This window comes from Anaeromicrobium sediminis, assembly GCF_002270055.1.
Lineage (GTDB): Bacteria > Bacillota > Clostridia > Peptostreptococcales > Thermotaleaceae > Anaeromicrobium > Anaeromicrobium sediminis.
Map to the genome: position 1 here is coordinate 45,809 of NZ_NIBG01000005.1, position 13,338 is coordinate 59,146.

Annotated in this window: 11 protein-coding genes; 6 read left to right on the forward strand and 5 right to left on the reverse strand. The window is 31.4% G+C overall.

All coding sequences use genetic code 11. The annotated features are described in order from the left end of the window. Positions 1-141: 141 nt before the first annotated feature. Entirely contained in the window at positions 142-1,119 is a 978-nt protein-coding gene (locus CCE28_RS07590; protein WP_095132597.1) for an agmatinase family protein, read from the reverse strand. A gap of 466 nt (positions 1,120-1,585) precedes the next feature. Between CCE28_RS07590 and CCE28_RS07595 the strand changes: the two genes are divergently transcribed. The 3 genes from CCE28_RS07595 to CCE28_RS07605 all read left to right on the forward strand — a co-directional run bounded on the left by CCE28_RS07595 (position 1,586) and on the right by CCE28_RS07605 (position 4,246). After that, positions 1,586-2,371: an IclR family transcriptional regulator gene (locus CCE28_RS07595; protein WP_095132599.1), complete on the forward strand. Its 786-nt coding sequence runs from the start codon at positions 1,586-1,588 to the stop codon at positions 2,369-2,371. A gap of 107 nt (positions 2,372-2,478) precedes the next feature. Continuing rightward, the gene (gene glsA / locus CCE28_RS07600) at positions 2,479-3,396 is read left to right on the forward strand and encodes a glutaminase A (RefSeq protein WP_095132601.1); all 918 of its coding nucleotides are present in this window, start codon (positions 2,479-2,481) and stop codon (positions 3,394-3,396) included. A gap of 238 nt (positions 3,397-3,634) precedes the next feature. Next, positions 3,635-4,246, forward strand: a complete 612-nt coding sequence (locus tag CCE28_RS07605) for a dihydroxyacetone kinase subunit L (protein ID WP_095132603.1) — start codon at positions 3,635-3,637, stop codon at positions 4,244-4,246. Positions 4,247-4,377: 131 nt separating this feature from the next. On the opposite strand, the gene CCE28_RS07610 is transcribed toward CCE28_RS07605, so the two are convergent. Then, complete coding sequence (locus CCE28_RS07610; RefSeq protein WP_095132605.1) at positions 4,378-5,097, reverse strand: SDR family oxidoreductase; 720 nt, start codon at positions 5,095-5,097, stop codon at positions 4,378-4,380. A gap of 140 nt (positions 5,098-5,237) precedes the next feature. On the opposite strand from CCE28_RS07610, the gene CCE28_RS07615 reads away from it, so the two are divergent. Continuing rightward, entirely contained in the window at positions 5,238-5,582 is a 345-nt protein-coding gene (locus CCE28_RS07615) for a winged helix-turn-helix transcriptional regulator (protein ID WP_095132607.1), read from the forward strand. A 173-nt stretch (positions 5,583-5,755) separates the two neighbouring features. On the opposite strand, the gene CCE28_RS07620 is transcribed toward CCE28_RS07615, so the two are convergent. Together CCE28_RS07620 and CCE28_RS07625 are read right to left on the reverse strand one after the other, a co-directional pair. Beyond that, positions 5,756-7,246 (reverse strand): sensor histidine kinase, encoded by a 1,491-nt coding sequence (locus tag CCE28_RS07620; RefSeq protein ID WP_095132609.1) that lies wholly within the window; start codon positions 7,244-7,246, stop codon positions 5,756-5,758. Next, positions 7,236-7,928, reverse strand: a complete 693-nt coding sequence (locus CCE28_RS07625; RefSeq protein WP_095132611.1) for a response regulator transcription factor — start codon at positions 7,926-7,928, stop codon at positions 7,236-7,238. The genes CCE28_RS07620 and CCE28_RS07625 overlap by 11 nt, the downstream gene beginning before the upstream one ends. A 491-nt stretch (positions 7,929-8,419) precedes the next feature. Between CCE28_RS07625 and CCE28_RS07630 the strand changes: the two genes are divergently transcribed. Together CCE28_RS07630 and CCE28_RS07635 are read left to right on the forward strand one after the other, a co-directional pair. Beyond that, entirely contained in the window at positions 8,420-8,860 is a 441-nt protein-coding gene (locus tag CCE28_RS07630) for a hypothetical protein (RefSeq protein ID WP_095132613.1), read from the forward strand. A gap of 145 nt (positions 8,861-9,005) precedes the next feature. Then, positions 9,006-11,390, forward strand: a complete 2,385-nt coding sequence (locus tag CCE28_RS07635) for a heavy metal translocating P-type ATPase (protein ID WP_242972930.1) — start codon at positions 9,006-9,008, stop codon at positions 11,388-11,390. A 38-nt stretch (positions 11,391-11,428) separates the two neighbouring features. Here the strand turns inward: CCE28_RS07635 and CCE28_RS07640 are convergent, their stop codons facing one another. Then, a complete protein-coding gene (locus CCE28_RS07640) occupies positions 11,429-13,288 on the reverse strand; it encodes a sensor histidine kinase (RefSeq protein ID WP_095132616.1) in 1,860 nt (619 codons plus the stop codon). Positions 13,289-13,338: the final 50 nt, after the last annotated feature.

Here is a 13,338-nt window from a genome sequence, read left to right on the forward strand (position 1 = left end):
GAAGATTTATTACGCATATTGTATGATAAGAGATGAAGCACTCATGCAAGAATATTTTTATAAAATAGCTTAGGGTATTCTTTTCATATTTTAATGTGTGTAAATTCAGTGTAATAGTCTTTTTTAAAATGTCTATAGTTTTTATTTGAAATGTTTGTATTTAGCTAATCCACTTAAGGTATAAAGTGTCATCCAAACTGCTGCGTGGCTGGATACATTATTACTATCTGTTGGCGGATATACTTCTACAAAGTCAAATCCGTCAATGCCTTTAGATGCTACTACATGAAGAAATTTTGCAAGCTCATAGGATGTAAGGCCGCAAAGGTCTGGTGGGCCACCAGGATTAAAGGCAACATCAAGAATGTCACTGCAAACAGTTACATATACTGCTTCTGTATCTTTCTTTGCAATTTCTAAAGATTTCTCTATAACATAATCTATTCCCTTCTCTTTAATTTCAAAACTTGTGATTAACGTAGCGCCTGTGTCATTTATAGCTTTCATACCTAAAGGATTGTTTCTAGGACCTCTTACACCTACATGAACGATATTTTTAGTATCTATCCCTTCGATTTCATAGGCTCTGTGTAGAGGAGAACATCTTGCATATTTGCTGTCACCAAAGGTATCCATATTATCAAAATGTGAATCAAGATGAATGATTCCTATTTTGCCATTATGTTTTTTTGCTAAAGCCTTTATAATTGGGTATGCAACGGAATGGTCCCCTCCAAATGTTACAGGAAATGCTCCTGCGTTTATTATTTCTTCAGCTTTTGTCTCGATATTGTTCAGTGTTTCTTCAATATTCCCGCTATTTATAGCTACATCTCCATAATCAGCACCAGAAAAATAATCAAATACATCTAAATTGAATTCTGGTAAATATCCTCCATATCTCACAGATGCCGCTCTAATGGACTTTGTTGCCAATTCACATCCGGAATAAGATCCCCAGGTACATATTCCTTCCCAAGGAGCTCCCATAAAGACAATATCATAATTTCTAAGCTCTTTTTCATCGTTTAGTTTTGGAAGACCCATAAAAGTTGGTGTTCCACTATAAATTTCAGGGATAACTCTGTCTTTTACATAGCATACAGGCTTATTTTCCATAAAATATACCTCCTCATTTTTAATTGGTAAATAAGATAATAAGAAAAATTATTAATATACGGACAATGTTTTATGTATGACAATATAGAACTTGATTTGATAATATAATATTAACACGAGGAGGAAAAATAAGTCAACAAAAATACAGAAAATTATAAAAATTAAAAATGGAATATGGTAATATGAAATAAAACCCTGTTGATGTTATGGTCACATGATAAAATATTCAAGGGGCACAGGTTGGAGAAAGATCCTATCGGTTTTACTATTTAAGGTATTTGTATTTCCACATACTATGTGAGGAAAATATTAACAAAGAAGAGACAGATTCATTTTCAACTATAACAGTGAATCATAGGTAGAGTTTTGTAAAAGGCATTATATGACTATTGAATAGATGCTATAATGTTATTATCTTAAGAATGAAAACTATGATTCGATAAAATCTAGAAAGGATGCAATCTAAATGATAAGTTCAAAAAGCAGTAATCCAAGAGTAATACAATCCATCCAAAGAGCCCTAGATATAATTGATTGCTTTACTAAATCAGATACAGAGTTGTCTTTAAATGAGATAAGTAAAGGATTGGGTTTAAACAAGAGTACCGCACATGGGATTATCAATACTTTACATATTAATGGATATATTGAACAAAATTCTGAAAGTGGGAAATATATGTTAGGGAAGAAATTTATGATGAAGGGCTTGTTGGTATCAGATAGCATTGCAGTAAGACTCAAGGATATTGGCATACAGTATCTTAAAATATTAACAGAAAAATATAGCAGTACCACCCATCTATTCTCTTATAAGAACAAGGTACTTTCATTTGTAGAAAAGATAACACCAAGCAATGCTTATTACATCGTTAGCTCTGTAATAGGCAAAGAAATGCCTTTACATGCTACGGCATCTGGCAAAATAGTTTTAGCACATATGACAGAAAGTGAATTAGAAAATTATCTTCAAGGGGAAAGCTTAACAAAGTTTACGGAAAAGACTTTGGTGGATATAGATAGATTAAAGGAAGAGTTAGAAAGAATTATAAGTACTGAGTATTGTATAGAAGATGAAGAAGTAGAGTCAGGTGTATTTTCAATTTCTGCACCCATATATGATAATCATAAAGTTTTCATTGGGACGATCAGTTTGACGGCACCCGTTGGAAGAGTAAAAGATATGACTCAAGAAATAGTAATGGATATGAAAAATAGTAGTAAAAAGATAACAGAAGAATTATTTAATTTATAGCAATTTGATAATGTAGGATTGAATTCGACTGTTGCAAATAAATTTTGAATGGTATATCATGTAGATAATTCATTTAAATATTCAAGTGAAAGGATGAGAGATACACTATGAAAGATTTATTGGATGCAATTGTTGAAAACAATAGACATTGGACACAATATGGAAATGTTGCAACCTATATACCAGAATTATCTAAGGGCAATGCTCATGCACTAGGTGTTTATGTTTATGATGTAGATGGAAATGAATATTCTTCAGGAGATTATGATGTGAAGTTTACCATACAAAGCGTTTCAAAGATTGTTTCTTTTATGTGTGCACTCATGGATAATAACTTTGAAAAACTTTGTACAAAAATTAGCGTAGCACCTACACATGATGGCTTCAATTCCATTGTAAATCTTGAAACTAAAAACTCACATAAACCCCTTAACCCTATGATCAATTCAGGTGCCATTGCTACAATTTCCATGGTAAAAGGGGATACTCCTGAGGATAAGTTTAATAGAATTTTAGATTTCATGAAGAAAATTACAAATAACCCCAATATAAATATTAATCATGACGTTTATCATTCTGAAAAAAATACAGGGGATAGGAATAGAGCACTTGCTTATTTTATGAAAAGTACAAGGATTATTGGGGATGATGTGGAATGGATATTAGATGTATATTTTAAACTTTGTTCCATGGAGGTAACATGTAAGGATATAGCTTATATTGGTGCTTTGCTTGCAAATGACGGTGTGTTGCCCTTTAATGGGGAAAGGGTAACGACAAAAGATATTTGTAAAATAGTAAAGGCGGTTATGACTACCTGCGGAATGTATGATGGCTCAGGTGAATTTGCAGTAAGTGTTGGAGTACCTGCAAAAAGCGGTGTTGGTGGAGGTATTGTTGCTGTTGTGCCTAAAAAAATGGGTATAGGGGTTGTAGGCCCTGCATTAGATAAAAAAGGTAATAGTATTGGTGGTATTCAGATTTTAAAAGATTTATCCAATAGGCTGGATCTAAGTATTTTTTAGGAAAAATCAATCGTAAAATGAGATTAAACAATACAAGTATAGGTGAAAATTAAACCTCTTGAGAAAAATATATATCCTTGAGAGGTTTTATATTGTTATTAAAAATTGAAAATCTGTGATTGGTAAATAAGAAATTTAACATAAGCTTTGTACATTTAATCATATATATAAGTGTACAAAGCTTATTTAATTGGAAAAATAAATATAAGAAAACTAGAAAAGCAAAAGGAGGGTAAATATGAATATACATGAGTTTAAAAAAGCCCTATCTAATTCTTGTGAAGTGTTAAAAGAAAATGTAGATTATTTATACCAATTAGATTCTGCCACAGGGGATGGAGATTATGGAGTTACTATAGGTAAGATAGTGAAGGCTATAGAAGAAACTAGTAAAGAGGATATTAAATACTACTCTGATCTATTTGAACAAATAGGATGGAACATAATGGGGGTGCGTAGTGGTTCAGCAGGGCCCCTTTGGGCATCACTTTTTTTAGGATTTTCTAAAGGGGCAGGTAAAAAGGAGGAACTCAATTTAGATGATACGAAGAAGCTATTTCAATGTGGATTAGATGAGTTGAATCACATATTAAGAGTAAAGGTCGGAGATAAGACTATGATGGATAGCTTAATCCCAGCCGTAGAAGCCATATTAAAGGAAGAAGAATCTGTATTTAACGCCCTTGAGAGAGGCGCTAAAGCAGCCCAAAATGGAGCTGACAGCACAATTAATTTAGTAGCTAAATATGGTAGGACTAAAAATCTTAGAGAAAAGAGCCTAGGCTATAAGGACCCAGGAGCAGTATCTATAGCTTTATTCTTTGAGGGGTTGGTAATAGGATTAAGTTAATATGTCTATATAATTCAATACAAATGGAATGTATATAAATTAGAGGTATATTATATTTGTATTGATGGAATCTAAATAAAAAGAGCCGATTGAGTCTATTTTAGGATATTGACTCAATCGGCTTTATTTATTTATGCTCCCTGCTGAGTTTTAGCTAAGACAATTTCACGGATACAAACTGTTTGAGGTTGAGAGTAAGCATAGAATATGGCATTAGCTATGTCTTCTGGAAATATTCCACCTTCAATAGTCTTTTTCCAATCTTCATATCCACCTTTAATTGTATCACTAGTAGTGTGGCTTAATAACTCAGTTTCCACAACACCTGGTGCAATGGTAGTCATTCTAACATTATATGGAGCTATTTCTTCTCTGATAGTTTCAGTTAATCCATGAACCCCAAATTTTGTAGCGCAATAAGCTGCATGATCTGCGAAAGACTTTCTTCCTGCAATTGAACTTATATTTACAATAGTTCCTTCGTTTCTCTTAATCATAGAATCAAGTACACACTTAATTCCGTTTAATACACCTAATACATTAACATCTAACATTTTCTTCCACTCAATAGGATCTTGAGTTTGTATATTTCCAAGTAACATTACTCCTGCATTATTTACAATACAATCTACTGATCCGAATTTTTCTTCAGCTTCATTAATAGCAGACTTAAAAGATTCTATATCTGTTACGTCCACTCTTCTACACATGGAATTTGGTAAATTTAATTCTTCTAGTCTTTCTAATCTTCTAGCTAATAATAATACTGGATGGCCTGCTTCTGAGAACTTAATGGCTGTAGCTCTTCCAATTCCTGAACTTGCTCCTGTAATAACAACTAATTTTTTCATTTTGAAATCCTCCTATATATTCAATTCATATTATTTTCATTTTTGAGATGTTTACATTATAATAGACATAAGGAGTGTTTGTTAAGTATGCACTTTTTATGAACATAGTAACTAAAAGGTAACTATGGAGGAGGTTTTTCATGAAAAAAAAGGTAGTTTGTGAGATGGAAGTCACTGTAGATATAATGGGTGGAAAATATAAGGCCATAATTTTATATGTCCTAGGAGAAGAAGGGACAAAAAGATTTGGAGAACTAAAATCTTTCATTTGTAATGTGTCTCATAAAACCTTGACTAATCAATTGAGGGAGCTAGAAGATAATGGTTTAGTTCAGAGAAAAGTATATCCAGAGGTACCTCCTAGAGTGGAATACAGCTTAACAGAAAAGGGAAAGACCTTAATGCCCATACTAGAAGCCATGTGTGAATGGGGAGAGAAAAACATGGGAGACAAATATGAGCTTATAAATCCATTGTGTGAATAAGGCATATTCAAATAAATAACTAGTCAGTATACTCGTCTATTTTACAAACTGCTTCATCCTTGGAACCTACTGATAGGGTCTACTATCAGCAGAGCCCAACTCTTGGCATTTTGAAAAATATACGTCGCATCTTTGACTTGTTATTTATTTTCATATGCCTAAAAGGCAGAGAACTAATCTCTGCCTTTTGGTAGTTTTATATTAAAGGTTACATATTCATTTTTAGATTCGGCCCAGATAGTTCCACCGTGTAGCTCCACTATGCTTTTACATATACTAAGACCTAAGCCGCTACCACCTTTAGAGCTATTTCGGGATTTTTCTAACCTATAGAATCTATCAAAAATTTTAGTTAGTTCATTAGAATCAATAGTATCTGCTTTGTTAGTGACAGATAAAAGAACATGGTTCATATCATTATATAATTTTATATGGACTATACTAGGTTTGATACTGTATTTTATACTATTGGATATGAGATTTTCAAAAACTCTAACCATTTTATCTCCATCTAGTTTCACTATAACAGGCTCATTTGGAACAAGTAAATTTAAAGTCACATTATTATTATCTGCCATAACAATCATCTCATCAACTAATTGTTTTAGCATACCATTTAATCTTATGGGAGATTCATTAAGGACAATTCCCTTATTGTTCAATTTTGTATATTCAAATAAATCATCTATTAATACTTTTAATTTTTCAGCCCTGTTAAAGGCAATAGTTGAATATTCCTTTAATTCTTCTTCATTTGAATATTTGCCATCTTTAACTAAGTTCAAGTAACCTATAATAGAAGTCAGTGGAGTACGTAAATCGTGAGATACATTTGTGATTAACTGGTTCTTAGTTATTTCCGCTTCTCTTTCCTTTGCTATTTTTATTTTTAGTTCTGATTCCATATGGTTTATATTTTGGGCAAGGAGGGCTAGTTCATTACCTCCCCTTACAGGAACTTTATAATCTAAATCTCCTTTTGCTATTTCTATAAGACCACTAGATATTTCTTCTACATAGGATACGGCCTTTTTAGTCAAAAATAAAAATAGAGTTATAAATGTAATAATACCTACTAAAAGTCCTGCACCTAATATATTTTCAGAATACTTATATTTAACTTCGGGAGTTGGTATGGAACTTACTATTAAATAAGTTTTTTCATCTTTAAAATTGATGGGGTAGAAGGTATAAAATACTTTTCGTTGATACAATGAAGTATCTATCCTAGAATGAAGTATATCTCGTATTAATTTGTGTATGTCTACTTTTATAGAAGGATTATCTCCAACAGACATCAAAATGTTTCCATCTAAATCTGTAATCATAATATTTAAGTTATAGTTCATATTATATTTATTAATTATTTCTTCTATACCTATTTTATTTTCTAAAGAAAAATTACTATTTGCTAATTCAGAAGAAACATTTGTAGATAGCCTATCTATATAGTTCATACTATTTGTATAGTCAATATAAGTAATTCTACCAAAGTCATTATACTTAAGAACTTTAACTGTAAATGCAACTGAAATAATGGACATTATTATGCATATGCCTGTTATGGCTAACAATTGTAGTCTTAAGTATGATTTGAAATTTTTTGTAGTAGAATTATACTTATTTACTAAGGAGGAGGCTAGAGTATTTTTTTTATCCTTCAACTTTGTAGCCTACTCCCCATATAGTCTTTAAATACCTTGGACTTCTAGGATTTTCCTCAATCTTTTCACGAATCTTTCTTATATGAACCATTACTGTATTATCCGATTCGAAAAAACTTTCTCCCCATACGGATTCATATATTTTTTCTATACTAAAGACTACTCCCTTATTTTCAGCTAATAATTTTAAAATATTAAATTCTCTAGGTGTTAATTTTACTTTTTCACCTTTTACAGTAACTTCATGGGTACTTGTGTTTATTGATAAATCATCTATTTCTATTAAATCATTTTCCATATATTTAGAATTGAATTGTTTATATCTCCTTAGTTGGGATTTTACACGAGCCATTAACTCTAATGGATTAAAGGGCTTAGTCATATAATCGTCAGCTCCAATAGTTAATCCTAATATTTTATCCGTGTCATCGCCTTTGGCAGATAAGATTATTATAGGTATATTCTTACTTTTTCTAATTTCTATACATGCAGATATTCCGTCCATATTAGGCATCATCACATCTAATATTATAAGATCTATCTTTGAATTATTAAGTATATCTAAAGCTTGTTGACCATCAGAAGCTAAGACAGTATCGTAACCTTCTCCTTTGAGATATATACTAACTAGGTCTCTAATTTCTTTTTCATCATCAACAACTAGTATAAGTTCATTTTCCATAATACACACTCCTTTAAGTTGCACCTTATACGATGACTAATAATTCTAATATTCTCTCTTTTGCAAGTGAGAGTAAAGAATTGTAAAGTCCCTGGATTGGTTCAGTTAAAATTCAGGTGGAATAAAAACTCCATTTGAATTAAGTTTCACCTTATTAGATAGTTTCATACTATCCATGTGTTTTTAACATAAAAGTTTTTATAAGAACTACTAACTAACCGTCTTTATTTATGATTAATTTTAACATTTTGTTAACCATTTTAGGCCTTATGATTTTCTTAATATTTATGTTCTTTAGAAGGCAAAATTTTATTGTACAACAAACTAAATATTATCATAGTAAAAGGAATTATAAAAGGAAAGGAAGAAAATTGTAAATAAGATCTATTTACATAACTATTCTCATCCATAAAATGGTAAAATATAAATCGGGCTGTATTTTAAAGTAAGTGGTAAAATGAAATTAGGAGATTATATTGTGGGGGGCTTATATGAGAAAGGAACTTAATAGACATGTATCTATAATCAGTTTCGGAATTATAGTTTGGGTAGCATTATTGAGTATTAATATAAACTTGATGGATATTACTTACATAATAATAGGACAAGATACTGTAAATACTGTAGGGGAAATTATAGGTTTTGAAGATAAGGTTAATTTCATGGGAGATGAAACTTATATAAAAAGGGCTCCACTTATAAAATTTGTAGATGAAAATAATGTGGCCAGAATATTTAAAGGAAAGTTTCAGTATAATAGCCTATACGGTGTAGGTGAGAACGTAAAATTGATTTATTCTAAAGATAACAAGGAACTGGTCATTATAAATTCTTATAAGGAGTATGTGGTGAATATAGTAAATATCCTTACTTTAATATTGGTAATGATTACAGTTCTTACTCCTGCTAGAATTAAAAAGAAATCTAAATAAATTATAAAAGAAGGTGTCTTTCAATAAAAGGCACTTTTTTTATTGACTATATGATAAAAAGGGTGTATCATTAAATTAACATATGAGCAATTGTTCACATGTTATAAAAATAAATATAATAAAGCCACATAGGGAGGTTTTGAAAATGAATGAAAAACATACACATAATCAAGGATGTTGTTGTCATGGACATGATGAGCATAAAAATCATGAAGAACATAAAGGTGTAGATACATGTAATACTAAAACTAAGTGTGAAGAAGATGAGGATGAATCCCATCAGCATAAGGAAGTTGGGTGTTGTGGCCAGGTCCATCATAATGACCATGAAGAACATGAGGGCAATGACCATTGTTGTGGACACGAGCATATAGAAAATGAAATAAATAATACTGTAAAACAAACAGCTGCTTCAATAAGTAGCGATTATATGATAAAAGAATTTTTAGTAAAGGGATTACACTGTGGATCTTGTGCAGCTAAGATAGAAGATAAAGCAGGGAAATTAAGTAATGTAAACAGAGTAATTATGAATTTTGCCACTTCTACGTTAACTATAGAAGGTAGTAAAAAACATATGGATTCTATAGTAGATGAAGTAAAAATTATAGTAGACCAAGTGGAGCCTGGAACAATAGTAACAGAAAAAAATCATACAAGTAATAAAGATATAGATAAGAAGGAGATCGAAGAAGATACTTCAAATAAGTCACGCCTTTATAGAATGGCTTTAGGAATATTAGTATTCTTAGGGGCATTATATTTTAAAGAAGAACCTTTTAGTTTACCCCTATTCATAATAAGTTACTTTGCTATAGGAAAGGACATCATATTAAAATCAGTAAAAAACATATTACGTGGAGAATTATTTGATGAAAACTTCCTAATGACTATAGCCACAGTGGCAGCCTTTGCCATAGGAGAATATCCAGAAGCTATAATGGTTGTACTGTTATATGAAGTAGGAGAATACTTCCAAGAAAGGGCAGTAGAATCTTCTAGAAAATCCATAGCAGATCTTATGGACATAAGACCTGATTATGCAAATTTACAAGTGGGAGATGATTTGAAAAAAGTTTCACCTTACGATGTTAATAGGGGAGATATAATAGTAGTAAAACCTGGGGAGAAAGTACCATTAGATGGTGAAATAATAGAAGGATCATCTTCTTTAGATACAGCAGCTTTAACTGGAGAATCAGCCTTAAGAGATGTAACAAAAGGGGATGAAATCATAAGTGGTTTCATCAACATAAATGGAGTTCTTACTATAAAAGTTACTAAAAATTTTAAAGAATCAGCCGTGTCTAAAATATTAGATTTAGTTGAAAATGCCAGCGGTAAAAAAGCCAAAACAGAAAAGAGAATAACTAAATTTGCTAAATACTATACTCCTGTAATAATAATAGCTGCTACTATGACTGCTTTATTGCCACCACTTTTAATGGAAGGTCAAAGTTTTGATACATGGATTTATAAGGCGGCTATATTCCTAGTAATCTCTTGTCCTTGTGCCCTAGTAATATCTGTACCAATGGGATACTTTGCAGGACTGGGAGCTTCTTCTAAAAATGGTATTCTAGTTAAGGGTGGAAATTATCTAGAGGCATTGACTGAAATAGATACGGTAGTATTTGATAAGACAGGAACCTTAACTAAGGGAAACTTTACGGTAGATAAAATAGTAGGTGTTAATGGGACTTCAAAGGATGAATTATTAAAATATACATCCTACGTTGAAAGTTTCTCAAACCATCCGATTGCCCTATCTATAATTAAGGAATATGAAGGGGCAATAGATAAAAAGCTAGTTAAAGAATATAAAGATGTGACGGGTAAAGGTGTTATGGCTCTAGTAGATGGAGTGAGTGTAGCCAGTGGTAATAAAAGACTCATGGAGCAATTTAAAGTAGAATGTGGTCCTGTAAAAGAAGTAGGAACTATAGTATATACGGCCATAGATGGAAAATACGCAGGTTATATAATAATAAAGGATGAAGTTAAGAAAGATTCTAAAGAGGCCATAAGAAAACTTAAAGACAATAATATAAAGAAAGTAGTCATGCTTACTGGTGATAAGAAAGAAGTAGCTGACTTAGTAGGAAAAGACTTAAATATTGATAGGGTATATTCAGAACTTTTACCTCAAAATAAAGTGGAAAAGGTAGAAGAATTATATAATGAAAATATTAAAGGCTTAGCCTTCGTAGGTGATGGTATAAATGATGCTCCTGTATTGGCAAGAGCTAACGTGGGAGTTGCCATGGGTGGTGTTGGTTCTGATGCGGCCATAGAAGCTGCCGATGTGGTAATAATGAATGATGAACCATCTAAACTGGCCACAGCTATTAAAATAGCCAAGAGAACTAAGGAAATAGTAAATATGAATATAGGTATGTCTATAGGTATAAAATTATTAGTGTTCGTATTAACATTTATGAATTTAGGTAGCATGTGGTTAGCCATATTTGCCGATATGGGTGTGTCCACATTAGCTGTAATGAATTCCATGAGAATATTAAAAGAATAAAATCATAAAATTAAGGGATGGTTATAATTAACCATCCCTTAATCAATCGGTATATTAACTATTATTTTAGTTCCCTTATTATACTCAGATTCAACTTTGATAGTGAATCCATGGGCATCTAATATGGATTTTGTTATATAAAGGCCTAATCCATACCCCTTTTTATCTATGGTGTTGGCCCTGTAGAACATATTGAATATTTTCTTCATGTGTTCTTTTTTTATGCCCGTTCCATCATCTTCTATAATCCATGTCATATGATTGTTTATCCTTTTAAAGGATTGAACTATGGTACCACCTTCATTTGTGTACTTTATGGCATTACTTATGAGGTTACTCCAAACTCTTTTCATTTTAGAATCATCTATAAATATGGTATCCTTTGATTCAATAAAAGAATCCTTAATGAAGATTAGATTTCTTGATCGATTATCTAATAATATTTTTGTCTCAAGTTCAATATTGTCTATGAAATCTCTTATGGTTACCCTTTTCCTTCTTAAAGAAGGTGTATTATATACTTCGTAAGATGTATCTAGTACATCATGAACTATAGTTTCTATGTTAGATACATTGTCTATTATGCCATTTAAAAACTGCTTTCTAACTTCCTTAGGAAGTTCCACATGATCCTCTAATCCCCTGGAATACCCCTTAATTAAAGTTAAAGGAGTTCTAATATCGTGGGATAATTTTGAAATGAAATCCAGGGTTTGGCTTTGGGTCTCATCTATTTCATTTATTAAATTATTAGCTCTTTTTTGGAGAATCTTACTTTCCTTTTCAAATTTATATATCCCCTTTAAAAAGTGTCCCTTTAAAGTTAATAGGGAGTTTCTTAAATTGCCTATTTCACTAGGTTCCTTAGTATAATTATGAGGAATAGTTTCTTCTCTTAAATCATCTATAGTGTTTTGAAGATTGGATTTAAAGGAAGAAGTTCCATCTACTAATGTATTCATGGAGTTAGTCATGGCCACAATGGGCATGGAAATCTTGTCAGATAAATATTTACCTAGAAATATGGCAGTTAAGATTAGTAGAATACCAAACATAATAATATAACCAGACAATTGGATAGACTTTTCATAGATTTCCTTATCCTTTAAAATAGCTACTATCTTCCAGTTTTTTCTCTCCATAGTTTTTCCTATCATAAAAACCCTTTCACCATCTATTTCTATATGATGTCCCTTATATTCCTTTGAACCTATTAAATGGGAATACTTAAATTTCTTAAATATTTTATTTGTATCAGGGTGGGATAGAATGAGATTATTAGAATCTACGACTATATAATAGCCTGTTTCACCTAAAGAGAAATTTTCAATAAATGTGGAGAAATATTTAGCTTTTACAGCTATTCCTGCATAGCCTTGAACCTGTCCCTTACTATTGAATACTGGAGTTAATGTATTTACTATATTATCTCCATCTGATCTTGCTATGAGAATATCGCTAATGGCTGTATTATCACTAATTTTAGCCCTTTTAAAGTAGGGTCTTGTAGATAAATCTATTCTTCTAGCAGATTCAACTAAGGTGGCTATAATTATTCCATCCTTATTTAAAAGGAATAAATCCTTATAGAATGGATAGTTAGTGTTCATGGCCTTCATTTTTTTATCTAGATAGGCTTCGACTGTTTCCTGAGAAACTTCTTTATTATAAAACTCTTGAACTAAAAAGTCCTTAGATAGTTCTTCTGCTTCTATTTTGTTTATTTCTGTAAGAAAGTATATATTTTCTTGTGCCCTATCTAGTTGGGCCATCATGAGGGTTTCAGCTTCACTATTCAACATTTTTTCAGAACGAAAATATATGACAGAAGATAGGATAATAAGCATAATTACAGTAAAGCTACATATATACACAGTAATCTTTTTCTTTAAGGACATGGATACACCACCTTTAAAATGAAAAATAAAAATAAGGACATGAATTTCAT